Source organism: Kitasatospora sp. NPDC028055 (genome assembly GCF_040637885.1).
In the GTDB taxonomy this organism is placed as follows: domain Bacteria; phylum Actinomycetota; class Actinomycetes; order Streptomycetales; family Streptomycetaceae; genus Kitasatospora.
Genome location: NZ_JBEZXE010000028.1, coordinates 15,155 through 41,479 on the forward strand (window position 1 = coordinate 15,155; position 26,325 = coordinate 41,479).

A 26,325-nucleotide genomic window follows, 5' to 3' on the forward strand; every position below is an offset into this window, starting at 1 on the left:
GCGACGGCCTGCCCGCTGTGTGGCGCACCTGCGGGCTGACCGAGTCGAGTACTACCGGAAGGCAACCATGGAGCCGCAGGGCAGCGACAGTTGGGTCGCCCTCGTCACCGGAGCCTCGGGGGCGCTCGGCGCCGCCGTCGCACGCGTCCTCGACCGCCGGGGCTACCGGCTGGCGCTGCACTACACCACCGGCGAGGACCGAGCCCGTGAGCTCGCGGTCGAACTCGGCGGGCCCAGCGCCGTGGTGCAGGCGGACGTGGCCGACTGGGCCGCCACGCAGGACATGGTGGACCGGGTGCGCGCAGAGCTGGGTGACATCAGCGTGCTCGTCAACGCGGGTGCGATCCGCCGGGACGGCCTCCTGGTCACCCAGTCCGTCGACGACTGGACCAGGACCATCGCGGTCGATCTGATCGGCACCTACCACACCTGCCGGGCGGTGCTCCCGGACATGTTGCGGGCCCGCTGGGGGCGGATCGTCAACGTGGTCTCGCCCGCCGCCCTGATCGGCAGCAAGGGCCAGACGGCGTACTCGGCGGCCAAGGCCGGCGTGCTGGGGATGACCCGGAGTCTGGCCCTGGAGTGCGGGCGGTCCAAGGTGACGGTTAACGCGCTCTCGCCCGGGCTGATGGCCACGGCGATCACTCAGGAGGTACCGGCCGAGGTCGGCGCCGCACTCCTGGCCAGGACCGCGTTCGGCCGCATGGGTACACCCGACGAGGTGGCCCGCGGCATCGAACTGCTGCTGGACGCCGACTACATGACGGGTCAGGTGCTGTCCATCGACGGCGGAATGTCGATCGCCTGAGCCCCGGAGACAGATGTCAAGTTCTTCTTGACGCCTGAGGGGCGTCAAGTTAGTCTTGACGGCATGAGTCCTCTCAACATCAGCCTCGCCGACCTGATCGCCCGCCTCGACGAGGAAATGCCCGGCGCCGACCACCTCGCCCGCATCAGCGAGGCCCAGCTGCGCAATCGGACCCTGACTGACCTCGGCAACCAGCTCGTCGACCACTACGTCAGCAAGGCCAAGGAGGCTGGCGCTTCGTGGAGCGAGATCGGCGACGCAATCGGGGTGACCAGGCAGGCCGCCCAGCAGCGCCACACCCCCAATCCCTTCGAGCGGTTCACCAAGCGCAACCGGCACGGCATCGTGCTCGCGCAGGAGGCCGCCCGGACCTACAAGCACGACTCCATCGGCACCGAACACCTCCTGCTCGGCCTGCTCGGTGAGCCGCAGGGCCTGGCGTACAAGGTGCTCCTGGCGGAGGCCGAGTCGGAGCAGCGCATCCGCGATGCGGTCGAGGCGGCGCTGCCTCCGGCCGGGCAGAAGGGGCTGCGCGGCCACATCCCCTTCCGGCCGGAGAGCAAGGAGGCCATCGAGGCGGCCTCCCGCGCCTCGGCCGAACTCGGCAACGACTGGGTCGGCACCGGCCACGCGCTGATCGGCCTGATCCGCACTGCGGAGAGCCCGGCCGCGCAGATCCTGCGCGACCTCGGCTTCACAGCGGACGGACTATATGCGGCGGTCAAGGCCGAGCTCGCCAAGCGGTCCGACTCGCCCGGCGAGTAACGATGGTGACGACCGGCCACCACCGCGGAACCTCTCCCGGGGAGGCGGTGGCGGCCGGTCGTCGCCGAGCGGTCAGCAAGCCGAGTGGGGCGCCCGGAAGGGCGCATACAGAGGGGTACCAGGTGAGCAAGACATATCCGCCGCCGAGCGCGGCGATCGACCCCGATCCGAGCCGTTCCTGGCTCCGGCGGGCGTGGCCGCTGGTTCGGGCGCACGGGTGGATGTTCGGCCCGGCGCTGGTGATGTCCGGGTCCAGCCTGCTGGTGGCCGTGCAGGTGCCGACACTCATCCAGGACGCGGTGGACAACTCGATCGTGTCGGACAGGGTGCCGCTGTCGCACTACCTGTGGTGGCTGGTCGCGCTGACGGTGATCATGCTGGTCGTCGGCTACCTGTCCAAGCAGTTACTCTTCCGCGCCGCGGCCAAGATCGAGTACGACCTGCGCAACATCGTGTACGCGCACCTGGCCGGCATGTCGTTCCCGTTCTACGACCGGGTGCAGAGTGGGCAGTTGATCTCCCGTGCCAACTCCGACATCCGCGCTGTGCAGATGTACCTGTCGTTCGCGCCCTACCTGCTGGTGCAGTGCAGCATCTCGCTGGTGGCCTTCGTATACATGCTGGCGATCAACGTGCCGCTGGCCGTTCTGGCCATGCTGCCGATGCCGCTGCTGTTCGTGACCAGCCGGCGGATGCAGCGCTCGATGTTCCCGGTGAGCTGGCTGATCCAGGCCCGGCTGGCCGAGGTCGCGACCGTGGTGGACGAGAACATCAACGGCGTTCGCGTGGTCAAGTCGTTCGCCGCCGAGCGGAGCCAGCTGGCGCTGCTCCAGAAGGCCGCGACCGGCGTCCGCTGGGCGAATGTGAAGGACGCCGATCTGCGTGCGCGGTGGACGCCCTTGGTGCAGAACCTGCCCCGCGTCGGCATGGCGATCGTGCTGCTGTACGGCGGACACCTCGTCATCCAGGGCGACATGGGCATCGGCGCGATCCTGGCGTTCAACGCGTACCTCCTGATGCTCCAGGTGCCGTTCCAGGTGTTCGGCAACCTGCTCATGCTGGGGCAGCGGTCCTCGGCCGCGGCCAAGCGTCTGTACGAGGTGCTGGACGAGAAGCCGGAGATCGTGGACACCCCAGGGGCACGGGCGATCACCGGGGCGCGCGGTGACGTCCGGTTCGAGGACGTCACCTTCGGCTACGGCGACGGCCCGGACGTGCTGAACGGGCTCTCGCTGCGGCTGAACCACGGCGAGACGGTGGCGGTGGTCGGCCGGACCGGCTCCGGTAAGTCCACTCTGGCCCGACTGCTGCCGCGGTTCTACGACGTGCGCGGCGGTTCCGTCTCCGTGGACGGGCACGACGTGCGGGACCTGACCCTGCACAGCCTGAGGGAGACCGTCGGCGTCGTGTCGGACGAGCCGTTCCTGTTCTCGGCCTCGGTCCGTGACAACATCGCCTACGGCCGGCCGGACGCGGACATCACCGACATCGAGCGCGTGGCCCGGCTGGCCGGGGCGCACGAGTTCATCACCGAGCTGTCCGACGGTTACGACACCGTCATCGGCGAACGCGGCTACTCGCTCTCCGGGGGACAGCGGCAGCGCATCGCGATCGCCCGGACGCTGCTGGTGAATCCGCCGGTGCTGGTGCTCGACGACGCCACCAGCGCCATCGACGTCCAGGTGGAGCAGGAGATCCATTCCGGGCTGCGGACCCTGTTCGCCGACCGGACGACGCTGATCATCGCGCACCGGCTGTCCACGATCTCCCTGGCCGATCGCGTGGTGCTGCTGGACGGCGGGCGGATCGTCGCCGACGGCACGCACCGGGAGCTGCTGGCGAGCACACCGGAGTACGCAGAGGTGCTCGCACAAGCGGACGAGAGCATCGAGGAACTGAGGAGTGTGGGTCGATGACGACTCCCGGAGGTGGCGGCGCGGCGTTCAACGGCGGCGGCAGCGCAACCGCACCAGGCCTGCCCTTCGCCGGCGTGCCGTCGGAGATGCAGGCGAGCGTCGACAAGCTGCTCAAGGCCGAGCCGGAGCACTCCGAGCCCGAGGTCGTCTTCGAGCACAGCCAACCCAATCCTGACGGCCCCAAGCTGAGTCTGCGTAGGCTGATCCGCCCGTACTGGCCGATGGCGCTGCTGGCCGGCGTGCTGGTGGCGGTGGAGGCGCTGACCCTGCAGGCCGGCCCGAAGCTGACCCAGATCGGGATCGACGACGGCATCACGGCGAAGAACTTCGGCACACTGGTGGTGGTCGCGGTCGTCTACCTGGCCAGCCTGGTGCTCACCGGTCTCTCGCAGGCCGCGCGGGTCAAGGTGACCGGGCGGATTGCCGCGTGGGTGATGAACGACCTGCGGATCAGGGTCTTCACCCAGTTGCAGCGGCTGTCGCTGAGCTTCTACACCAGCGAGAAGGCCGGCGTGATCATGAGCCGGATGACCAGCGACATCGAGAACCTCCAGCAGCTGCTGCAGGACGGCCTGGCGCAGTTCGCCGTCCAGGGTCTGACCATGGTCGTGGTCACGGTGGTGCTGTTCAGCTACAACGCGTGGCTGGCGCTCATCACCATCCTGCTGGTGGTGCCCGTCCTGACCGGGCTGTCCCTGTGGTTCCACCGGGCGACCGGCAAGGGCTACGTGCGGGTGCGGGACACCGTCGCCGACGTGATCGCCGACCTCTCCGAGAGCCTGCAGGGTGTTCGCATCGTCGCTGCGCACAACCGGCAGCGGCGCAACACCGAGCGCCACCGGCAGGTCACCGGCGCGTACTACGACGTCAACGTGAGGACCGCCCGGATCAACTCGGTCTACACGCCGAGCACCCAGGTCATCGGCGTCGCCGGGCAGATCGCGCTGCTGGCAATCGGCGCCGGCATGGTCGCCGACGGGCAGTTGACCATCGGTGAGCTGGTGGCGTTCCTGCTCTCCCTGGGCGCCTTCTTCCAGCCTATCCAGCAGCTGGTGCAGCAGCACAACACGTACCAGCAGGGGCGGTCGTCGATCGTGAAGCTCAAGGAGCTGCTGAGCACCCGGCCGGAGGTCGAGGAAGACCCGGGAGCGGTCGACCTGCCGAAGGTCGAGGGTGAAGTCGTCTTCGACGGCGTGACGTTCGGCTACCTGCCCGACCGACCGGTGATCTCCGACGTGTCGCTGGAGATCCGGGCCGGCGAGACCGTGGCGTTCGTCGGTCCGACTGGTGCCGGCAAGTCGACCCTCGCCAAACTGGTCACCCGGTTCTACGACCCGACTTCGGGCCGGGTGCTCATCGACGGGCGCGACCTGAGGGACGTGCGGATCGAGTCGCTGCGCCGGCAACTCGGCGTCGTGCCGCAGGAGCCCTTCCTGTTCGCCGGGCCGCTTCGGGACAACATCCGCTTCGCCACCCCGGACGCCTCCGACGACCAGGTCCGGGAGGCGCTGCGGGTGGTCGGCCTGGACGACGTGGTCGAGCGGCTGCCAGACGGTCTCGACACCGTCGTCCAGGAGCGGGGCCAGTCCCTGTCCTCCGGCGAACGGCAGCTCGTCGCCCTGGCCAGGGCCTTCCTGGCCCAGCCCCGGGTGCTGGTCCTGGACGAGGCCACGTCCAACTTGGACCTCCAGTCCGAGTCCAAGATTGAGGATGCCCTGGACGTATTGCTGGAGGGCCGCACCGCGATCCTGATCGCGCACCGGCTCTCCACTGCTATGAAGGCCGACCGCATCATCGTCATCGACGAGGGCGGGATCGTCGAGGTCGGTTCGCACGACCAACTCGTCGCCGCCGACGGCAAGTACACCCAAATGTACGCGACCTGGACCAACCAAGCCGCTGAGGTCCACTGACGAACCTTACGAGTCTCGTTCCCGGACATGATTGTCCGGAAACCTGGTCCGCTGGACTCTGTCGGGGATCTCGGTGTGCCGCTGCCGGTGATCACGCGGGGCCTCTGCTTCCTCAGGAAGATCTTGGTCGATCCCCTGGGTAGCAGAGGCCCCTCCCTCGTCTCACTGACTTTTGACACCGCTGGCGGGCATCGCGTCACGCTCGACCGCCCACTCCACGTCGACATCCTCGAACTCGCGCTCACCAAGATCGATGGAGCAACGGCTACTATCTCCCAATTTAGCTGAAGCATCCTTCATTTAAGCACTCACCCTCGGCATTAACCCTGGCGCCCGCGGCTCGGTTTGGGTGTCCGGACCTCGGCTTAACTCCAGCAAAGGCTCGGGTACTGACCCCCATCGTCTCGGCGCCGAACTACCCGGAGACGCTTCGCCGAACGGGAGCTGGAGATCTGACCCTGGTGAGCAAGGTCATGAGCGATCGGCGGATCTCGCGGCGGCTGAGCGTTGGCGGCCTCCATCGGCCTCCATCGGCCTCCATCGGCCTCATCGGATATAGCTTTGCGCGAGCGTGTTGGAGGCATATTCGTGGCGTGTTCGTGACTGACAAGAGAACTAGAACATGGTCTCTGGGCGGGTTGTTGCCGCCTTCTGGTGCTGGTTGAATCAATTTCCAGGAGGATCTCCCTCATGCTTTCCAGGGGCAGTGATCCGAAAGTAGCGGCAGGAACCACACAGGAAGGTTCGTGGACTGTGACGAGCTTGGTTGGCAAGACTGCATTGGTGACCGGCGGTCGGACTGGCATCGGCTTCGGCATCGCTACCGCGTTGGTTGAGCGGGGCGCCAAGGTGGTGATCACCTCGCGCAGTGAGGACAAGCTGCGAGCGGCGGCCGCCGGACTCGGCGAGGAACATGCCATCGGGATTGCGGGCGAGGCCAACGATCCCGAGCACGCGCGGAACGCGGTGGCGACCGCGGTCGAGCGGTTTGGGTCGCTGGATCTGTTGGTGAACAACGTCGGGGGCACGGAGCGGGACGGCCGCCGGTTGGTCGACGCCGATGTGGCGGCGTACCGACGGACTATCGAGCTCAACTTGACGTCCGCGCTGACCTGGGTTCAGGCGGCCTGGCACGGCTGGCTTGGCGAGCACGGCGGCGCCATCGTCAACATATCCTCGATCGCCAGCAAGCTCGCCGTCCCCGACGGCACTTCGTACGGGACGGCCAAGGCGGCGGTGAACCACTTCACCCGGCAGATGGCGAACGAGCTCGCGCCCGGAGTCCGGGTGAACTGCGTCGAGGCTGGCACCGTCCTCACCGATTTCACCAGGGCTAACGTCGAGGGCCGTGAGGAGAAGGTGGTCGGCTCCGTCCCGTTGAAGCGGCTCGGTACGCCCGCCGACATCGGTGCTGCCGTGGCCTTCCTGCTCTCCGAGGACGCGTCCTGGATCACCGGCCACACCCTGGTCGTCGACGGCGGCCGGCTGCTCCACAACAGGTAGGACAGGTCGGCGTGATCGAGGATCGCCGTGCAGCGATCCTCGATCAGCGCGGTTCACCCGCAGGGTTGTCCGTGCCGAGAACCACCTGCCCTTGCCGAAAACGTCATCCGCTCTGATCAGGCAGCATGTTGGTACTCGTGGAGGAGGCCGCCGAGTCGGTCGCGTCGTCGTATGTCGAGGCGGGCGATTTGCCCTGGATCGGTGATCGGTTGGTGGAGTGGGTGGAGTGGGCGGGCGTTGGCGATGCCCTGGTGTGGCCGGTGCCCGTTGTAGAACGTCTCGAACTCGCGCAGGGAGTGCAGGAGATGGCGCTGGTCCCAGATCAATGTCCGGTCCAGTAGTTCTCGCCTGCAGGCTTGTACCCAGCGCTCCATGATGGAGTTCATTCTCGGCATCCGGACGCCGCTGAGTACCACCTCGATGCCCGCGTCCTTGAGTACCTCGTCGAACAGCTGCGGGAACTTCCCGTCCCGGTCCCGGATCAGAAAGCGGGCCCGGCAGCCGGCGTCCTCAAGATCCATGGCGAGATTCCTCGCCGTCTGGGCCACTCAGGCCGCGGTCGGATGCGCGGTCACGCCCAGGACCCGGATGCGGCGGCTGGCGTGTTCGATCACCGCGAACACGTACAACCGGGCCCCGGACAGGGTGACTGTCTCGAAGAAGTCGCACGCGAGGAGCGCGTCGGCCTGGGACCGCAGAAAGTCCGCCCACGTGGTGGAGGTCCGCTCGGGTGACGGCGGGATCCCGGCCTTCTGGAGGATCTCCCACACCGTGGACGCGGCCACCTTCACGCCGAGGACGAGAAGCTCGCCGTTGAGGCGGCGGTACCCCCACCCCGGATTCTCTGCGGCCAGGCGCAGGACCAGGGCGCGGATGGAGCGTACGGTACGCGGCCGCCCTCCGCGCTTGGGACGGGATCGGGCAGCGTGACGGCGGGCGACCAGGTCGCGGTGCCAGCGAAGAACGGTGTCCGGCCGTACCAGTGGCCGCATCCGGCGGAGCACCTGCGTCGGCAGGTGGTGGAACAGTGCCGCAAGGAATGCCCGGTCGCTCGCTTCGAACCGGGCCCGCTGCCCGCCCAGCTGCCGTTCCAGCACCGCGATCTGATGGCGCAGGGCCAGGATCTCCACGTCCTTGTCGCGGTCGCTCATCGGAAGCAGACGCAGCATCGCGAACGCGTTGGTCACGCCCAGGTACGCCAGTCTCAGCAGCACGATCCATCAGCCTGGCACGCTCATGCGGGCACCCGTGGCCGCTCGCGAGAACGCGCAGGTCACAGGCCCCGGATGAGGTTTTCGGCAGGAGCAACGTCGGCGCCGTGTTCGGGCCGGGCGGTGCCGTTGAACGTCTGGACGTCCCGGGAGCCGACCGGTTTGCGGTAGTGCTTGCACTGGAGGACGACCTTGCGGCCGAGGTGGTCCCTGGCGGTGACGTCCGCGCCGAGGTCGCCGGAGCGGCCGGAGTGCTGCACCTGGAGGAAGCCGTCCCGGACGAGCAGTGCGGCGCAGGCCCTCTCGAAGTCGGTCGGGTCCATCACGTCGAGATGGTGGATCGAGTACGTCAGGGCGGGCGGTTCCTCGTCCTCGACGTCGTCGGCCCAGTGGTGCACGTGCCCGCGCGGAGCGAAGAGCCAGAGTGTCGCCGCCAGGAGCGGGGCCAGGACGACGAGGCCGCCGGTGAGCGCCGACCACCAGGGGTGGTCGGTGATCCAGCCCCGCACGTCCATGCTCAGCCAGTGCCAGAACGAGGTGGTCAGCCACTGCCAGAAGACTTTGGCGGCGGCCACGGCCAGTACCGCGCCGGCGATGAACTTCAGCAGCGGATCGAAGGTACCGTCATCGCGCACTGCCGTGTGCTCCTTCCCGCCGGATCCGGCGGGTGGCAGCGGGGCCGCCGAGTGCCCTGCGCCTGGGTGTTCGGGCGGGAAGGCGCAGTAGGTCGTGCAGGGCGATGCCGTGCTCGGCCCACCGGCCGAGCCGGTCGCGGTCGATCCAGTGGACGCCGTGCTTGTCGCCCCAGACTTTGGCGTCGCGGGTGAAGGAGCCGTTGGTGACCACGACCGCGACGTCGGCCCTGTGCACGGGGCCGGCAGTGCCTTTCACCTGGTACATCACCTGGGAACCGACCTTGGCGCCGACCGTGGTGTGCTTGGCCTGCAGCACGATGCGACCCAGGACCGGGTGCCGGCCGATCACGTCAGCGGCCTGATCCCCCTGCTGGCCGACTTTGCGGGCGCTCCAGCCGTCCCGGACCAGCAGGTCCCGCAGCGCGTACTCGAACTCCTGGTCACCGAGCGCGTCGATGCCGGCCAGGCTCAACCGCAGCTGCGCCAGCCGCTGAAGACGGGCCCGGGTCGCGGTTCGGCGCCGCGTCCACCACACCGCTGCGGCCACACCGGCCACGCCCACGATGGCCGCAAGGACGGGCCAATGCGCCAGGGCGGCCCGAGCACCGGCCTCGGCCGCCCGGACGAGGAGGACAATCACCGCGAGGGCGACAGCACTTGCCGCGACGAGCTCGGTGGTGCCCTGTGGCCGACGCAGCCGGCGCCGACGGCGCGCCATCAGCGTGCCACGGCGGGGGCGGAGGCAACCGGTGCGGGAGCCGGCGGCGGGGCCGTGTCGGTCCCGCCGAAGCCGATGAAGTGCCCCCACAGCCATACGGCGGCGCAGATCCCGGCGATCGTCCAACCGCTCATCTTCCGCGCGCTCGGGCGCGGGTTGCGGCGGATGTAGCTGCGTACGACGTGGTATCCCTCGGGTACCGGCATCGGACTCGTCTCCCTCCCGTCGGCGGGCCGCACCACACGGCTCGTCCCGCCCCTTGATGTAGCAGCGCCCCACGACAGAAACCGGCGGAACGCGGGGAGATGATCACGGGCCGGGATGCGAATCGGACAACCCCTTCGCGTGCGGCGCCCTCCACCGCTGGCCCGGCACGGTGCCCCTGGCCTCACCGGATAGGGCAGGACCGCACAACGGTGCGGGCAAAAGGGCAGGCGTCCCCGCCGACCGTCCTCGGAGAGGGGACGGTTTCCACCTGGGACGGATGCCCTTCCACGCGGTGCAGCGGTGCTGGTCATGGATATGGCGAAAAGTGGCGGCGCACGTCGGTGGCATACGAGCGGGGGCGCCAGCACCGGCTCAGTCGGTACCCGACCGCTTCTCCAGCGGTCGGCCAGTGGGTCCCGAGGTACCGACCAGCGGCCGGATTCCCCAGACCCACCCTCCTTCGTGAGCTGGAGGTCCTAACCTTTCGTCAGAAATGAGAGAGGGGTGGGAATGACGTCCGGTGGTGGGGGTCCGCAGCACGGAAGTCCGGCAGCGCAGACACCATGTGACGAAGGCAGTGGGTTCGCGCTGCTCGGCGGACTGGTGTTCCTCGGCATCGTCGGACAGACCACGGCCTGGATATCGGGGCACCCTCTGGTCGCAGCAGCCGCGTTGGCCGGCACCGCCGTCGCGTTCGTCGGCCTGCGCCCGGTACTACGGCGCAGCGGCCTCGGCCCACGACTGCGCCGATTCCCCGAACCCCTGTGGGCCCTCGTCCGCGCGGGCATCTCCGCACGCCTCGCCCTCGCCCGCACCACGCTCACCGCGGCGGTCACCGACCGCGTCGAGCAGTGGGCCCACCAGCCGCTGCGCCGGGCCGCGCCGTCCGAGCCCGCCGCGTCCTATGTGCGGCGGTCTCTCGACTACACGCTGGAGGCGTTCCAGGGCGCGTCGCCGGTCCGGTTCGAGGAGATGTGCCGTGAACTGCTGGAACGCGACAGCTTTGCCAGCGCGGAGCGGGTCGGCGGTGCCGGGGACCTCGGTGCCGACGTCGTCGCCGTGGACGGCCTGGGGCGACGCGTCGTGCTGCAGTGCAAGCGACACGCGGCCCCGCTGGGGTCGGAGGCCGTCCAGAGGTTCAACGGCACTGCCCGGCCGGTGCACGGAGCAGCGGTCCCGGTCGTCGCGCGCTCAACGGCTTTACCGACCCCGCAGTCGCCTTCGCCAACCAGCAAGGCCTTCACCTCGTCGACCGCGAGCGTCTTGCACGCTGGGGGGTCGGTCAACACCTGTACGACGTCCTGGAGATCGGCTGTGCCCCGGGGCTGCAGATTTGATCGCCGGCTGTCACCCGTCGGGAGGCCCGTTACCAGTAGAGGTGTCGTCGCGTGCATCAACGCTGGAACCCCCCCGATGTTGTCGGTGCTGGGCCATAGGCTTCTGGGACCGCCATCGACAGGGGGCTTCGTGTACGAGAACTCGCTGACCGTCGACATCCCGCTCGGCCCGTTCGAGGGGACACCGGTTACCGTCCACTCGGCCAAGGGCAGGAACGCCAAGCTGCACACCACGACGGACTGCTCCCTGCTCCGGACCGCGGCGGTCACGGAAGCCAGGCTCCCGCTGGATGTTGCGACGGTCGAGCGGTTGTGCGCCCAGTGCTGGTCCTGGGGGCCGTGGACGAGGTCGGGGAGCGGGTTGGGCGTCTTCCTGCGGGCGCTCGGCGGGGTCGGGCTGCTGTTCCAACTGCAGTGCTACGCCAGGCCGGACGAGGATGTCCACTGGGACAGCGAGGAGGTCCAGGCCGCGGCTGATCTTCTTCGCTCGGCGGTCGCGGATCAGGAAGACGACGAGGACGACGAAGCCCCCGACGAGGATGGTCGATGCGACGCCGAGTGGTTGCGGAACCATATCTTCGATCGGTGGCGCGCCGCCGCGCAGAGCCTGCACCAGGCCGAGAGCACCGCGGCGATGTTCCCCTGGCTCGCGGACTGGGTGAAGCCGAAGCTGGCGGCCAAGAAGCACCACCTGGAGGAACTCCGCGGCCAGGCAGCGGTGTTCGTCGACCCGACAGGGCTCCTCACCGGCGCGGCCGCAGCCGGCATGAGCGAACCCGACCTCCCGGTGAACGATCCCGCGTTCGGCGCGCTCGGCAAGAGCGGCGACATCGCCAAGGCCCTCACAGCGCTCTGGCGCGGCTGGCAGGCCGAAGCCTCCCCTGGCAGGAACGGTTCCGCTCGGCCTACCTGTGCCGTGGCGAACCTCATGCACGGAATCCGGAGCAACCGCACGGGGTACGACCAGGCCCGCGAGGCCGCCGAACTGCTCGTCGCCTCCTGGGTGGAGCACACCCGCACCGCCGTCGCCGCGGCGGACCCCGCGTCCGCACAGCCGGTGAGGGTGACGCTGCCGGAGATCAAGGAGAAGACCCCGCACAGGCCCGAGCACGGTTTCCTCCACGACGTCGACTCGTGGATGCTCGGCGTCCTGGTCACCTATCTCACCGACGCCGACTGGGGCCGCCGCACCCTCACTCTCCACGTCCCCGCCCTCGTCGCGGAACGCCTCCTCGCCAGGTCCTGGCCGCTCGCCTGCGAGCTCCACACCGACGGCACCGAGCCCGCGAACGGCGACGCGCACCACCCCGTGAGCAACCTCCAGCCCGGGGTGTTCGACGACACCCCGGTCCTGGAACGTCTACCGGTCACGGCGGAGCACTTGCGTGCCCTGCGGACCTTCGCGCCCGACGCCGATCAGCTGTTCATCGTCTTCTCGACGAGCGGCGGCGCCGAAGTCCTGCCGCTGGCCGTGATCGAGAAGCGGCTGGCCGACGGATGGCAAGGCGTGATCATCGCCGGCGCCTCCGACCTGCCGGCCAGCCTGATCCATCCCTGGGCCGAGCGCATCGGCGCCCGGCCCGAGACGGGCACCTCTCTCTGGCCCCAACCCGTACCGGACGCGGACGACCCGCGATTCGGCGCTGAACTCGGTCTGGAGTACGGCGAACCGCGGGCCGCTTGGCTCGCCTTCGACGACCGTGACCGAGAACGCAACCTGCGGCTCCTCGCCATCCTCCGCAGCGTTCACGACCTGCGCACCGTCGACGGTGGCTACGACCGTGACGGCCACCGCCGGACAGTACCCAGCGCGGTGTGGCACGGCCTGCTCGCCGAAGAAACCCTCGACCTCGAACCGTTCGAGTCCGCGACCGGCGACTGGCGACGAAGGGGAAGCGGCATTCCGCTCGGCGTTCTCACGGACGTCCAGATCTACACCACGAACGCCAATCCGCGGATCCAGGGCAAGGGCCACTCGCCCCTGTGCAGGCACTCCAACGAGCGCGGCGTCGCGGAGGACGACGACCTCCTGACCCCAGCGGACCTGCTCGGCCGCGAGGACCTCGACTACCACTGGTGCAGCAAGTGCGGCGGCTACGCCGTCCGCAGGCTCACCGACACCCAGCTCTCCTACTACCGTGCGGCACACCGCCTGCACAACCTCGCCCGGGACATCGACCAGCATGGGCCCGGCCACGACCACACCGACCCCAAGACCACCGCCGAACAGCTGGCCGCACTCGCCGACTGGCACCCGATCGGCGAAAGCCACTGGTCCGGGCGCGGATCCCGGAAATGGCGCAGAATCGTCAATGATCTCCAGAACAAGGCCCAGGCGCTGCAGCGTCGTGACACGCTCTGACCGCCGCGCCGTCGGCAGCAACTGCGGCGAGGTGCTCGGCCTGGGATCACTTCGGGGCCACCCGCGATGAGTGCTCATGGGTGCCAACGGGCCGCGGCTTCAGGTGGGCATCAGTGATGCAACGGCTCTCGGTCGTGGGTGCGTTCTTTGGTCTCCCGGGTGCTTGTCGTACATCGCCCATATGCTCGCTGGGAGGTACAGCGGAGATCATCTAGGAGCAGCCGTGAAACCCGGAGACATCACCATCCCTCAGCGTCTGGGGCATCTCAGTCGTGACCCTCGCGGGTATCCAGTGATCGCGACGGTGGACCGCGGCAGTGACGGCGTCGACTTCGGCTCGATCGACGAGCATCGGAAACTGGTCCTCGCGACGTTCGACTGGTGTGCGGTCTGCGGCTTGCCGTTCCGCGACGAAACACGGTGGCAGTTCGTCATGCACATGCCGGAAGGAGGGAGCGTCGACGCCATCTGGAGCGGCGAGGCCCCCGTGCACGAGATCTGCGGTGTCTACGCAGCACAGGTCTGTCCGTTCCTGTCGTCTCCAGGCGCGCGCCTGGGTGACGATGGTCGCCGAGGCCAGCGTCGACCGGCCGGCGTGCTCGCGGCCGGCTACGCGAGCACAGATGCGGTGGAGATCAAGACCTCCGGACTGCAGGACGACATGTACGTCGTGCACTTCTCCCACACCTCCGCCATCGACAAGGTCACCTACTCCGACCGCAGCGAACTACACGATTACTACCAGGAGTTGCTGGCAGCGGAGACGCACATCGAGGTCTCTCCCAGCGAGAAGACCCTGGTGGATCGGTTCAATGCCACCAGCACGCCAGCAGGCGAAGATGATCCCGGCGCGACGGTCACCGGCGCGGCCGTCATGGCGGGCGCGGGATACGCCCGCAACGTCTTCCGCCTGAGCGGGATGAAGACCTTCCAGGGGTCGTCGTACGCCACCATCGCGGCAGCGTTCCTCGCCGACGATGGGCTGCATAATGCAGCGGAGACGTTCCCCGATGAATCCGGCCGAGCGGCGGCCCAATGGCTACTCGAGCAAGGTGACCACCTTCCTGCGGCGCTTGCTCGCTGGCGGGCGCGCGGCATAGCGCAGATGACTGGCCGTACGGCTCCCAAGGCCAAGCCCAAGGGGCCGGGTCGTTCGGTCCCGAAGAACACCGCATGTCCCTGTGGCTCTGGCCGGAAGGCCGGCCGCTGCCACCCAGCGGGATTGAGGAGCTGAGTACGCCGGGAGCGACAGCGAGTCGGCTGCGGCACGTGCCCGGTCCGTGCCCGGCTCCGCCCTGGCAGAGGGCGCCTTGCTATCACCCGGAGGGGCCTGTGCCGTTCGTAGGCGTGTAACTTCTCCGATCCTGAACGCGAGAAGCAGCCTGGTGGCCGCCGTCCTGACAGCGACGGTCATCGGCAGCGCATCGGCCTGTGCAGCCGACGACCAATCGAGCGCCACGGCTACATCCACGGCAGCAGCGCGCACCGTGTCCTTGCCGAGCCCGACCCCGGGCACGCCGGCGTTCCTGGCTCAGCAACTGGTCGGAAAGCCCAGCAGTCGGGAGGCATCGGTTCCCGTGGGGCGCGCCGCCCGGGACGTCCTGACACGGAAGGGCGGGGTGACGTACCCGAAGGAACAGTGCGAAGGGCAGTGGAAGTTGCTCACCGTGGAGCAGAAGATCGCTGTGCATCGCGGTGGCTTCATGGACGGTTGCATGAGATCCGGCGTAGCCCGCCCGCAGTCCTCTCCGACGAGCAGACCGGGCGTGGCCGCACCGACGCCCTCCGGGACGGGCCGAGGGCCCGGCCGAGGCCGCACCTACCTTCTGCCGTTACGACAAGTTCCGTGATCGATCAGCGTTCGGACGCCCACCGCTTCACCCGCTCGATGACACCGTCCGGGTCGGAAGCCGTCGAGTGAACGGTGAACTCGGCGTACCTGGGGTCGTTGATCGGCAGAGCGGGCAACGGATGCTCGCGAAGTCGCGCGACGAGGTACCCGGCGGCCAACAGGTCACGGGACTTCTCCTCGTCGACATCGGCCTTGTCCGCGTGCCAGTAGGACCCGTCGTACTCCACGGCGAGCTTCCGGCCGCCGCTGAGTTCGACCGTGATGTCGACGTGCCAGACGCCGCGCCGGACGAACCCGTCGTGGCGCACGGGCTGACCGGACGATGCCCTGCCGAATGCTCGTTCCGCGGCCGCGTGGTGATCGAGCTCGATCTGGGACTTTCCGTGTTCCCTGCACTCGGGACACCCGCTGCCGGCGGCGCGGGAGGCCAAGGACGCCTGCCACACGTGCGCCGCGTCGGCGGCGCACACCCACGTCGGGACGAAGGCTGTCTGTCCGCTCGGCCGGACGTGCCAGGCCGAGAGCGGGTTCACGGGCGACCACTCGGCGGCGAGTTCGGGGAAGTGGAACGCGAGCGAGTCGAGGATCGTGCGGCATTCGGGGCAGCGCAGGCGCTGTCCCTTGTCCCGCTGTTCCGGCGTATCCTGCCACTCGTGGCCGCACCCGGGATCCTGCCACCACACCGTCCTGCGCGACCTGGGGGAGAGCTTGGCCAGGCTGATGTGACCGTTGCGGGTCGGGTGCCACTGGGAAGCGATCTCAGGGCTGATCCTGACCGGCGCGGGACCGGCGGCTTCGGCTTCCAGCCGGGCGGTGCGTGTCTCCTGGCTCCGGCAGGAGGGGCAGCCCGAGCGCAGGTAGGTGTACGGGGATATGCGTGGGTGGTGTCCCTGCGGACAACGGAACCTTCGCAGCGGGCCGAGCTCGGCAACGGTGACGTTGCGGGGGTCCTCGTCGTCGGCCCACGCCGCGAGCAGTTCGGGTACCTCGGCCACGGGCGTGACCTGGTAGCGCTCATACTCCGCCTCCCACGCGGCGCGGCGCTTCGGTTCGCAGGCGGGGCACTGCTCCCGGTGGATCATGTCGTGGACCCGGGCGGTGAACCGCAGGCCGCAGTCGGGGCAGCGCCAGGCCGCCTCCCGGCGGGCCGTGACGGTGACGGTCTCCCACTGCGCGAGGTCGTTCGTCTCGTGGTCCCACCAGTCGAGGACCGGCAGCCCGGAGTCCTTGAGCAACGCCCGTTGCTTCTGTCCGGGCGAGTTGGGTGTTTGGCGCGCACGGCTCGGGTTGGTCTGACACCGGCAGCCGAACGCGATGTCCCCCATCCGCTCGGCGGCGAGGCGGCCGCAGTACCTGCAGCGGACGTGGTGGGGGTCGTCGGAGTAGGACGGGTCGGCCAGCGCTGCCAGGTAGTCGTAGCCGTGCTTCTCCGCGTGTTCCCGCGCCTCCGATACGGGAACCGGCGTCAGGTCCGCGTGCACGCCGTGGCGCCGTCGTTCCTCCTGTGCCCACTGGCGCCAGTAGCACGCCCGGCACGTCGCCTCGCCCTCCGCGTTCTTGGCGAGGGTGTGCTCGAAGCGGTAGTGCGCCTCACAGCCGCACGTCAGGCACCGGGTCAGACGCCACACCGTCGGCCTGGTGAACGGCTCCAGTGGCTCCAGCCCACCAGCGCGGAGAATGCCTGTGATGTGATCGTCGCACCAGGCATCGCGCGAACGCGTCCGGTACGCGGACGGCTGAGAACAGCCGGCATCCGCACACAGCTGAACCGGGCTCCGGGGCGATGACGTAGGGCTCACCTGCAGGATTCTCCCATGCTCGATTGCCGCTCTCCGGGGTCGGGTAGGTGTCGTGCGTCCACGACCCATGATCAGCCTCCTTCGTGGTGAGCCGTAGCGGAGGCGTTCGCGGTGCTTCGTCGGGGCTGATGATGACGCAGCCGGGCAGGTACTCACCGAAGCGTCACAGCGCGCCGCGGGCGTCGGGCCAGTCGGGGAAGTCGACGCGGCGGACGGTGCGGCGATGGCAGACAGGGGAGGGGCGTTGACGACGAAGGACTGTGTGCACCGAGCTACGGGTCGGTGGTGAGGGTTGCACAGCGGATCTCGCCTCGGGCCGAGGGGCCCGGAAGCCACGGCCATGACGGTCGAGATCCCTCACTGCCTAGACTGGCCCGATGCCTCGCTTCTTGATCAGCATGCGCACCATGCCCAGGGCCGCGACGCTGGCCGCCACGGGTGCGCTCCTCTGCATGGCCGCGGCATGTGGCGCTGGTACGTCGCCTGCGGCCGTGCCACCTCCGTCCTCCGCGCGGCCCTCATCATCCGCACCCACCTCGTCCGCCGCCCAGTCGGTGTCGCCCGTGCCGACGGCCTCCACCCCGCCGGCCCCATCTCGGACGGCGTCGCCGACCGCCCCCCTGGCCGCCGCCGCATCACCCACCAGGAGCCGCGGGACCGGGACGCCCACCGGGATTGCGGACCCGGACGTTGACTCCCCTGGGCGGCACGACGGGAGCAACTACGACAACCTCTCCCCCGAGGGCAAGGAAGCGCACGACACCGAGAACTGCGCCGAGATACCGGGCAAGAAGAAGGGGAGTTGCAACGAACCCCACCGCAAGTGCCGCGAGGCCGGCGCCACCGCCACCTCCTCGAAGGGGCTGGCCCTCACCTGCCGAACTTCTCCCAAGGACGGGCGCCTGCGCTGGCTCACCGCGGGGGAGTGACCGTGAAGCGGGACCTCTGGCAGCGGGCCGACGACACCCTCGGAGCGGACACCGTGCTGCGGCTGCTCGCCCTGCACGGCTCCCGCACCGAGTCAGTCGGCGAATGGTGGGGATCCGGCTGGTACGAGACCGCGGCCCGGCGCGCCGTCACCCGCGCCGCGGGCAACGGCAGCCTCCCGGCCGCCTTCCCCGACGCCGAGATGCTCGCGGACACCGCCGCCTCCCATCCCGATCTGCTGGACGACGACACGTTCGCCTGGCTCACCGAGGCCGTCGCCGAGGAGGAATCCCTCCGGCGCGACGCCCTGCTGCCGGTCCCCGCCGCGCTCACCCTTCCGGACTGGGCCGTACAGGACCTTCTCGACCTCCTCCAGCCGGACGTCGAGGAAGAGGAGGCCGAGGACCCTGCCCCGGCGGCTCGGAGACTGCCGACCAGCAGCCCGGCACGAGCGCCTGACGCAAGGGGCCCGGTTCAGTCACGCTGCCTGTCGGAAGCCTTCGCCGCCCGCAGCGTCGGCCCGGTGGACCGCCTCGGAATCCGCCTGGTCGAGGGCGGCGCAGAGCGCTGTGACGGCTTCGTCGGCGGAGTCCTTGAGGAGGTGGCCGTAGAGGTTGATGGTGATGGCGAGGGTGGAGTGGCGCATCGTCTTGGAGACGACGGCGACGGGGATGCCTTCAGCGATCATGATGCTGGCCGCGGTGTGGCGCAGGTCGTGCAGGCCGATCTTCGGCAGGTTGAGTTCAGCGGTGCGCTTGCGGAGCTGGTCGAGGACCCATTGGGGGCGAAGCGGTGAGCCGTCCGGTTTGGCGAAGACCAGGCCCTCCAGGCGTCCATCGGGGTGGGCGGCCATCTGGAGGGCGGCCTGGCGGTGGAGAGCGGCCATGGCCCTGGGGGAGAGGCTGATCCAGGCGCGGCTGGCCTCGGTCTTGGGCTCGCGGAAGAGGATGCCGTTGTTGTTGACGGCCGCGAGGGTCCAGCGCACGTAGAGCTTGCGGTCCATGAGGTGCACATCGGACCAGTGCAGGGCCAGGATCTCGCCGCGGCGCATGCCGGTGCCGAGCATGACCTCGAACACGTCGCTCAGCCGGTCGGCGTAGTACTCCGCGTTGTGGCGCAGGAACGCCGCGGCCTCCTCGGGAGTCCAGCAGGTGCGCTCCCCGGCGCGGGGCTTGGGCGGGACGGAGTGCTTGGCTGGGTTGTAGCGCAGCCGCCACGTGCGCGCCGCGTGATTCAGGGCGTTGCGCAGCGTCGAGACCACCCGGTAGACCGTGACCCGCCCGCGGCCGGCCTTGCGCTGCGCGGCCACCCAGGCGTCGACGTGCTTCGGCCGGAGATCGGGCAGCCGGCACTGGCCGAAGGCGGGGATGAGGTCCCGCTCGACGCAGTCCTCGTACCCGGCGTAGGTGTTCGGCGCGAGTTCCTCCTTCTTCGCGTCCAGCCACTCCCGCAGGAAACTCGCCACCGTCGTACGGCGGTCCTCGTAGACGCCCCGCAACTCACCGTTCAGCACCGCCTTCATCTCCCGGGTCGCCTCGGCGCGGGTGGCGAACCCACCGCGCCGGCGGGTGCGGCGCTTGCCCTCCTCCGGGGCCAGGTCGACGCAGTACGTCCACGACCCGTGACCCGCCTCCTCCAACAACCGAACACACCACGGACCCAACTGCTTCCCGTGACCGTCCGAACAACCACACCGCCGGTACACCCGACCCCGCTGCGCACGCTGTCCCATGAGCTTCCCCTTCTCTCGGACTGGGTGGTGATCCTGGGGCAAGAGTGGCTGCTGTGTCGGGTGTGGCGGCAGAGCGCGTTGGGCGGTGCGCGAGGCACATCAGAACCATCTGGCGAAGACACGCTCAAGACGACACACCGTCCGGAAGATCACCATCCGTAGCCAGTGGGTAAGCGACCATGATCCGCCCGCAGGCGCCGGCCCCGTGGGTCGGTTGACGGCATCGGCGCAAGCACAGTCGGGCGGTCGTGACGCCGCTTGCTGAAAGCCCGACAGATCTCGATCACAGGCAGTACCTGGGGTGGGGTGGTTGGCCTGGGGACCATTTTGGGACCACACCTGATGAACGCCTACGGGCGCTGATGATCCGAAATGGACACTTGTGCGCAAAGTGAACATTGAGCCAATGTCAGCAGCCTGCGGCGTCACTTTTGCGGAGAAGTCCCAATTCACTTGCACCTCATGGTGGTTGAGCAAAAAGAAAGCCGAGACCTCAGGGTCTCGGCTGCTGGGGGTCAAGGGGTCGCAGGTTCAAATCCTGTCGTCCCGACTGTGAAGTCGGTTGTGAGAGCCGGTACTTGGGAAACCGAGTGCCGGCTCTTTCTGTTGCCCGGTCAGCTGGTGGTCGCACGGTGGTCTCCGGGCCACATCGGCCAGGTGGCTGAGGGTTCTTCCGTTCGTGTCTGCTGGTGTGCGGGCAGTTGCCGGTGCGGGCGCGGGTTCTGGTGCCAGGGGCGCCGGGCGCGGCAGGAGGGCCGGCCGAGGGCGGCGCGGTCGGCGTTGTCGAGGATCCAGGCGACGGCGTCGACGGCCGCGCGGGCGGCGAGGAGCGTCAGCTCGGTGTAGATGTTCGCGCTCGTGGACAGGGTGCGGTGGCGCAGGGTCTTGGAGATGACGGGCAGGGGAACGCCGGCTGCGGTGGCGAAGCTGGCGGTGAGGTGGCGTAGGTCGTGCAGGGCGATGCGGGGGACGCCGGCCTTGTCGCAGAGCAGGTGGAAGTGGTCGAGGACGTTCTTGGGGTGCAGGGGGCGGCCGTAGCGGTGGAAGACGTAGCCGCCGGCGGGGGTGATCTGGCCGAACGCCCGTGTGCCTGCCCGGTCTTCGAGGGCGTCGACGACGCGGTCGGACAGGGCGACCCACGCTTTGCTGCCTTTGGTTTTCGGCGTGGTCAGCAGGAGCTGGTTGTTGTCGACGACGGAGAGGGTGGAGCGGACGAAGAAGACGCGTTCGGGCAGGTGGACGTCGTCCCAGTGCAGGGCGAGCGCTTCGCCCTTGCGGATGCCGGAGCCGATCATGAGTTCGGCGAGGTCGGCGTAGAGCGGGTCCGTGACGTGGGTGAAGCGCAGGAAGCGGGCGGCCTGCTCCTCGGTCCACAGGTGCCGCGGGGCGGAGGCCGGGCGGGGCAGGAGCGGGGGTTTGGCGGGGTTTCGGGCCAGGCGTTCGCCGGTGACGGCGCTGCCGAGGGCGCTGGAGAGGGTGGCCATGATCCGGTGGACGGTGACCTTGCCGCGGCCTCGTCGCAGCTGGTCGGTGACGAAGGCCCGAAGGTGCTGGCGGGTGAGGTCGACCAGGAGGATGGTGCCGAGGGCGGGGATGAGGTCCTGTTCGACGTAGGCGCGGTAGCGGGCCATGGTGGTGGGCTTGAGGCGCAGCTCCTCCTCGTCCAGCCAGTCCCTCAGGTAGTCGGCGGTGCGCTGCCGGGGGTCGGTGATGACGCAGAGGGCCAGGCCCTCGTTGAAGCGCCGTAGCGCGGTGTGGGCCTCGATCTCGTCGGGGAAGCCGGCGCGGCGGATGGTGCGGCGGTGGCCGTCAGTGGAGGGGGCGTCGACGGCGAAGGCCCAGCTGCCGTGGCGGGGGTCGGCGGCGAGACGGGGGCAGCGGGTGCCGAGCTGGCGTCGGTGGTCGTCACGACACCCGCAGCGCCGGTAGACGCGGCCTCGGTCCCGGTCGTCTGAGGGGTTCGGTGAGCAGCGCATGGTGATCGCCTCGGAATGATCGTGCGCGAGTCGTCCTCACCTCCAGTGTGCGTCCGCGGGGCGACCACCGTGCGACCACCGGCCCCGGGAACTTGCCCGTGACCCGCGGGTCTCCCTTGATCAGTGCCAAGGGGACCGCAGTCAGCTGATCGTCGGCTGGCTTCTGTGGCCGACGCCAGGTTGGTCAGATGAGCCGGTCGCGGTTGGTGGCTGCGGCTTCGCGGACGAGGCGGGCGAATCGGCTGCGGTCGATGCCGGGCTGTCCGGTGTGCTCGTCGTCGTCCTGGTCTTCGTTGTCGCCGAAACCGTCCTCGTCGTATTCCTCGTGGAGGAGCCAGCAGCCGCGGATGCCGGCGAGGAGGTCTTCGAGGAGGTCGGGGGCGGGTCGTTGGGGGTCGAGTGGGGTCAGGCGCAGGCCGGTGTCCTCGGGGTCGGTGTCCGGGCCGGTGTGTTGGGCGAGGTCGTCGTCGATGTCGTCGAGTTGTTCGCGCAGGCCGGCGGGGTCGGGGAGGAGGCCGTCGGCGATGCGGAGGGCGTGGCGCACGAGGCCGGTGACGGCGTCGTAGGGGGAGGTTCCGGCTTCGAGGAGTTCGAGGACGTGGGTGGGGGTTTCGTGGGGGAGGGCTTCGATGTTGTCGGCTTCGAAGAGCAGTGTGGTGGGGGAGTGGCCGGTGGCTTCGGCGGTGACCTCGGCTGCGGCGGCGAGCCAGTGGGCTGCGGCGACGGCGGCGGCGGTGGGGTCGATCTCGGTGAACAGTGCTGCGGGGCCGAAGGGGTCCTGTCCGAGGAGGTGGTCGGCGGCGGCGACCTGGACGGGGGAGGCGCCTTCGCGGCTGAGGAGGACGGCCTGGCGGGCGCGGCCGGTGAGGTCGCCGAGTTCGGCGTTCTCCACGGCGGCGAGCTCGGTGGCGGTCTCGGCGAGGACGGCGTCGGTGAGCTCCGCGTTGCCGATGGCGTGCAGGGCGCGGCCGGCACGGTGAGCGGACTCGACCAGGGGGCTGTACTCGACGTCGAGCATGCCGTCCTGGGGGAGGTTTGGCCGGGTGATGGCGCCGGGGACCTCGTCGAACGCCTTGCGTTCCTCCGCGCGGCGCCAGCCCTCGGAGTTGGGGTCCTGGGAGGAAGCGGCGCTCGCCGGATGGGTGTAGGTGCGCCACGCGGCCTCGGACAGGTGGGTGAGGGCGCGGGCCAGCCGCATCAGCGCGGCCGTGTCGGTGCCGGCCGGGACGGCGGCGATACGGGCGGCGAGATCACCCTCGCCGGTTCCCCAGGTCGCGATCAGCTCGCGTCGTTCGGGGTCGATGCTGTAGCGGGTCATGGGGCCGTGCCTCCGGTCATATCGTGCAGCTTCTGGTCGCCAGCAATTCTGACGGATCGCCAGGTGTGCTGCCGATCCGGAAAATTGGCAGACGGAGGCTGGGGGGTTCGGGGAGTCGGCCTTGGTGGCGGAGGGGTGGTGAAGGTGCCGGAGAGGCTTGTGCTGCTCGCACGCTGGGCACCGAGCTGGGCTCAGGCCAAGGGGTTGGCAGGTATCCGGTGATGCCGTATGCCGGAGAGCCCCACCGGCCGCACCGCCGAGGTCGACCGGAACCTGCCGCACCGCGGCTGGCTGCTCCTCGACTGGCGGTAGCAGCGGACGAACCGGGGCCCCCGACGGCGAGGAGCCCCGTGAACCACGGCCGGCCGCCGGTTCCCACGGAACCGGCGGCCGCCCCCGCACCGAGGCGGCTGCCCTGCCCGCCGCCGCGCTCCACCCTGCCCGCCGCCGCCCCGGCCGATGTCCGCCCGGGGCCGTAGCGGCGAGCCCTGTCCCGAGAGGGAAGCCGTGATCAAGACGACCGCAGAACTGGCGGACGGCCGCGAACTCCTCTATTTCGACCTGGACGGGTCCACGCCCCGGACCTCCAGCGACCGCGCCCGCTGGAGGCCGTGGCCGACCTGTCCACCGTCCGCCGCGATCTCGCCACCGGCGCCTGGGTGACCATCGCAGCCCACTGCCAGGCGCGCACCTACCACCCGCTGGCCGACGAATGCCCGCTATGCCCCTCGGGTGAGGGGAAGGCCACCGAGATCCCGGCGGCCGACTATCAGGTGGCGGTCTTCGAGAACCGCTTCCCCTCGCTCGCCGTCCACACCGAGGCGAAGGGCGTCGGCCCCGCCGACCCGCTGCAGGTGGAACGGCCCGGCACCGGGCGCTGCGAGGTGGTCTGCTTCACCGCCGACCATGACGCCTCCTTCGCCGACCTCGGCCCCGAGCGGGCCCGCCTGGTCCTGGACGCCTGGACCGACCGCGCGTGGGAATGCGCGAGGCCCGGGTCGCAAACCCGGGCCTCGTCGACGGGGAGGAGCCGCCGTTCAGCAGTGCAGCGGTTCCGCCAGTCGTCCGAGCAGGCCGGCGACCAGGGCGGTCTGAGTGGGGACGGTGTCGGGGTAGATGAACTCGCCCTGGGCGTGGGCGCCGTCGCCGACCGCGCCCATGCCGCACAGCACCGGCAGGCCGAGGGCGGCGACGAAGTTGGCGCCGCCGACGGCGACGGCGGGCAGGTCGTGGCCCTGTTCCCGGGCGACTTCGCGGGCGAGGTCGAGGAGGGGGGCGGAGGCGGTGTTGAGGGTCATCGGGGGTCGGTTCCAGCCGTGGTCGATGTCGATGTGGACGCGCGGGTCGCTGACCTTGATGGCCTCCAACTCGGCGTCGACGCGCTCGCGTTCGGCCTTGCTGCTGACGCGGATGTCGATGTCGGCGGTGGCGAGGGCGGCGATGACGTTGGTGGCGGAGCCGCCGGTGATGAGGCCGGTGTTGATGGTCGTGCCCCGGTCGGGGGAGGCGACGGCCGCGGCGGCGACCACGAACTCGGACAGCGCGATGATGGCGCTGGCGCCGTCCTGCGGCGCGAGGCCGGCGTGCGCCTCGACGCCGCTGGCGGTGACGTGGAAGGTGCCGTTGCCCTTGCGGGCGGTCTTGACCGCGCCGCGCTCTGACGGCTCCAGCACCAACGTCGCGTCGACCTTGTTCGCGACTTCTTCGATCACCGGGCGGGAGGAGCGGGAGCCGATCTCCTCGTCACCGTTGAACACGAAGGTGACCGTGGGGACGGGGACGCCGCACTCCCGGGCCAGCTTCAGGGCCCAGATCCCCTGGGCCAGGCCGGTCTTCATGTCGAAGATGCCGGGCCCGCTGAGCTTCTCCCGGCCCTCGTCCGTCTTGGGTGGTGCCCAGCCGGCCAGGGTGCCGGTCGGCCAGACGGTGTCGTAGTGGCCGACCAGGGCGATGTGTCCGGGGCTGGTGCCGGCGTAGGTCAGGGTGAGGGTGTCGCCGCGCTCGCCGCCGTCGTGGCGGTGTTCCTCGCCGGGCCGACCGAGCCGGTGGACGGCGAGGTCGTGCAGGAGATCCCGGCCCGCGGCCAGGTGGGCCAGGTCGTAGCTGCTGGTCTCCTGACCGACGAGGGTCAGGATGTCGGTGACGATCTCCGAGGAGACTTCCTGGGCGCGGCCGGCGAGGGTGGCTGTGGCGGGTGTCATGATCGGCTTTCTCTTGCGAAGGTGTGCGGGGAGGGCAGCGGGCGGGCGGCTCAGCCGATGCCGAAGGGGATGTCGAGCAGGTACCAGAGGATGAAGAAGGCGACCCAGGCGACCCAGGCGACGGCGGCGACTGGAAGGGTGAAGGAGGCGAGGGTGCCGATGCCGGCGTTCCTGCGGTACTGCCGGAGGTAGGCCACGGCCATCATGAAGAACGGGCTCATCGGGGTGATGCACTTGGTGACCGAGTCGGCGACCCGGTACATGGCCTGGGTGGCCTGCGGGCTGATCCCTACGAGCATCAGCATCGGGACCAGGACCGGGGCGACCAGTGCCCGCAGCGCGGAGCCGCTGGTGACGACGAGGTTCATCACCGAGATCAGCACGGCGAGGCCGACCAGCACGAGCCAGCCGTTGAGGTGCAGGTCGCGCAGTGCGTCCGCGCCCTTGATCGCGAGGATGTTGCCGAGGTTCGTCCACTTGAAGTAGGCGAGGAACTGGGAGATCGCGAAGAAGAGGACGATCGTCGGTGCCATGGCCTTCGTGCCCTCGGCCATTGCGGAGACGACGTCCCGGGCGCTGGTGAAGGTCCCAGCCCGGCGGCCGTAGACCCAGCCGACCAGGGCGAAGAACACGCCGAGGACGAGTGCCATGCCGCTGAACACGGGCGAGTTGACGATGCCGCCGTGCTCTCCGCGCAGCGGCGAGGAGGCCGGGATCATCGCCGCGACCAGGAGCAGGGTGATGCCCAGCGCGAACAGGCCGGTCACCCGCAGCGCCTGGCTTTGCCGGGTGGTCGGCCCGTCCGACGCCTCGACCGCGGTGGGCTCGTCGGGCTCCAGATCCGAACGCCGTGCGAGGACCTTCTCGACGACCACCGTGATCACGAGCGCCATGAGGACAGACGACGCCAGCCCGAACCAATAGTTCTGCACCGGGGTCACCACGTACTGCGGGTCGATCGCGTGGGCCGCGGCCGTGGACATCGACGACAGCAGCACATCGGTCGTGGTGAGTGCCGGGGCAGCTGACCCGACCGGCGGACGGGACCATCCGTCCGCTCCTCGCCGCCCGGCCCGTCACCGGCTGCCACCGTTGACGGGCCGGGCACACGTCCGGCCGAGGGGGCCGGGCGTCATGCGCTTCGG

15 protein-coding genes and 3 pseudogenes are annotated in these 26,325 nt (G+C 69.6%); 9 read left to right on the forward strand and 9 right to left on the reverse strand.

The annotated features are described in order from the left end of the window. Window positions 1–67 precede the first annotated feature (67 nt). The 5 genes from AB0F71_RS24925 (at window position 68) to AB0F71_RS24945 (ending at window position 6,905) form a co-directional block, all read left to right on the forward strand. The gene (locus AB0F71_RS24925; RefSeq protein ID WP_360238201.1) at window positions 68–808 is read left to right on the forward strand and encodes an SDR family oxidoreductase; all 741 of its coding nucleotides are present in this window, start codon (window positions 68–70) and stop codon (window positions 806–808) included. 63 nt (window positions 809–871) lie between these two features. Continuing rightward, window positions 872–1,573 (forward strand): Clp protease N-terminal domain-containing protein, encoded by a 702-nt coding sequence (locus tag AB0F71_RS24930; RefSeq protein ID WP_360238203.1) that lies wholly within the window; start codon window positions 872–874, stop codon window positions 1,571–1,573. Between the two features lie 122 nt (window positions 1,574–1,695). Next, window positions 1,696–3,489, forward strand: a complete 1,794-nt coding sequence (locus AB0F71_RS24935) for an ABC transporter ATP-binding protein (RefSeq protein ID WP_360238205.1) — start codon at window positions 1,696–1,698, stop codon at window positions 3,487–3,489. Then, a complete protein-coding gene (locus AB0F71_RS24940; RefSeq protein ID WP_360238207.1) occupies window positions 3,486–5,402 on the forward strand; it encodes an ABC transporter ATP-binding protein in 1,917 nt (638 codons plus the stop codon). Before AB0F71_RS24935 ends, AB0F71_RS24940 begins: the two co-directional genes overlap by 4 nt. Window positions 5,403–6,155: 753 nt before the next feature. Then, window positions 6,156–6,905: an SDR family oxidoreductase gene (locus tag AB0F71_RS24945; RefSeq protein WP_360238209.1), complete on the forward strand. Its 750-nt coding sequence runs from the start codon at window positions 6,156–6,158 to the stop codon at window positions 6,903–6,905. Between the two features lie 116 nt (window positions 6,906–7,021). Here AB0F71_RS24945 and AB0F71_RS24950 read toward each other — a convergent pair. From AB0F71_RS24950 to AB0F71_RS24960, 3 genes and pseudogenes are all read right to left on the reverse strand, one after another. After that, window positions 7,022–8,119, reverse strand: a pseudogene (locus AB0F71_RS24950) (integrase core domain-containing protein). Between the two features lie 59 nt (window positions 8,120–8,178). After that, complete coding sequence (locus AB0F71_RS24955; RefSeq protein ID WP_360238211.1) at window positions 8,179–8,751, reverse strand: restriction endonuclease; 573 nt, start codon at window positions 8,749–8,751, stop codon at window positions 8,179–8,181. Further along, window positions 8,741–9,469, reverse strand: a complete 729-nt coding sequence (locus AB0F71_RS24960; RefSeq protein WP_360238213.1) for a restriction endonuclease — start codon at window positions 9,467–9,469, stop codon at window positions 8,741–8,743. Before AB0F71_RS24960 ends, AB0F71_RS24955 begins: the two co-directional genes overlap by 11 nt. A gap of 717 nt (window positions 9,470–10,186) precedes the next feature. Between AB0F71_RS24960 and AB0F71_RS24965 the strand changes: the two genes are divergently transcribed. Beyond that, complete coding sequence (locus tag AB0F71_RS24965) at window positions 10,187–13,375, forward strand: restriction endonuclease (RefSeq protein WP_360238330.1); 3,189 nt, start codon at window positions 10,187–10,189, stop codon at window positions 13,373–13,375. A 223-nt stretch (window positions 13,376–13,598) separates the two neighbouring features. Next, a complete protein-coding gene (locus AB0F71_RS24970; protein WP_360238215.1) occupies window positions 13,599–14,609 on the forward strand; it encodes an SEC-C metal-binding domain-containing protein in 1,011 nt (336 codons plus the stop codon). Window positions 14,610–15,229: 620 nt separating this feature from the next. On the opposite strand, the gene AB0F71_RS24975 is transcribed toward AB0F71_RS24970, so the two are convergent. Continuing rightward, window positions 15,230–16,708, reverse strand: coding sequence for a zinc-ribbon domain-containing protein (locus AB0F71_RS24975; RefSeq protein WP_360238217.1), 1,479 nt, complete (start codon window positions 16,706–16,708; stop codon window positions 15,230–15,232). A gap of 881 nt (window positions 16,709–17,589) precedes the next feature. Between AB0F71_RS24975 and AB0F71_RS24980 the strand changes: the two genes are divergently transcribed. Further along, a complete protein-coding gene (locus AB0F71_RS24980; protein ID WP_360238219.1) occupies window positions 17,590–17,955 on the forward strand; it encodes a hypothetical protein in 366 nt (121 codons plus the stop codon). Window positions 17,956–18,431: 476 nt separating this feature from the next. Here the strand turns inward: AB0F71_RS24980 and AB0F71_RS24985 are convergent, their stop codons facing one another. The 3 genes from AB0F71_RS24985 to AB0F71_RS24995 form a co-directional block, all read right to left on the reverse strand. Continuing rightward, on the reverse strand, window positions 18,432–19,592 hold the full coding sequence (locus tag AB0F71_RS24985; protein ID WP_360238221.1) for a site-specific integrase: 1,161 nt from the start codon (window positions 19,590–19,592) through the stop codon (window positions 18,432–18,434). Window positions 19,593–20,299: 707 nt separating this feature from the next. Continuing rightward, a complete protein-coding gene (locus AB0F71_RS24990) occupies window positions 20,300–21,661 on the reverse strand; it encodes a site-specific integrase (protein ID WP_360238223.1) in 1,362 nt (453 codons plus the stop codon). 184 nt (window positions 21,662–21,845) lie between these two features. Beyond that, entirely contained in the window at window positions 21,846–22,979 is a 1,134-nt protein-coding gene (locus AB0F71_RS24995; protein WP_360238225.1) for a hypothetical protein, read from the reverse strand. Between the two features lie 507 nt (window positions 22,980–23,486). On the opposite strand from AB0F71_RS24995, the pseudogene AB0F71_RS25000 reads away from it, so the two are divergent. Then, a pseudogene (locus tag AB0F71_RS25000) lies at window positions 23,487–23,953 on the forward strand (galactose-1-phosphate uridylyltransferase); the annotation flags it as partial. A 63-nt stretch (window positions 23,954–24,016) separates the two neighbouring features. Here AB0F71_RS25000 and AB0F71_RS25005 read toward each other — a convergent pair. Both AB0F71_RS25005 and AB0F71_RS25010 read right to left on the reverse strand, forming a co-directional pair. After that, on the reverse strand, window positions 24,017–25,180 hold the full coding sequence (locus AB0F71_RS25005; RefSeq protein WP_360238227.1) for a M20 family metallopeptidase: 1,164 nt from the start codon (window positions 25,178–25,180) through the stop codon (window positions 24,017–24,019). Between the two features lie 50 nt (window positions 25,181–25,230). After that, window positions 25,231–26,205: pseudogene (locus AB0F71_RS25010) on the reverse strand (AbgT family transporter); the annotation flags it as partial. Window positions 26,206–26,325 lie beyond the last annotated feature (120 nt).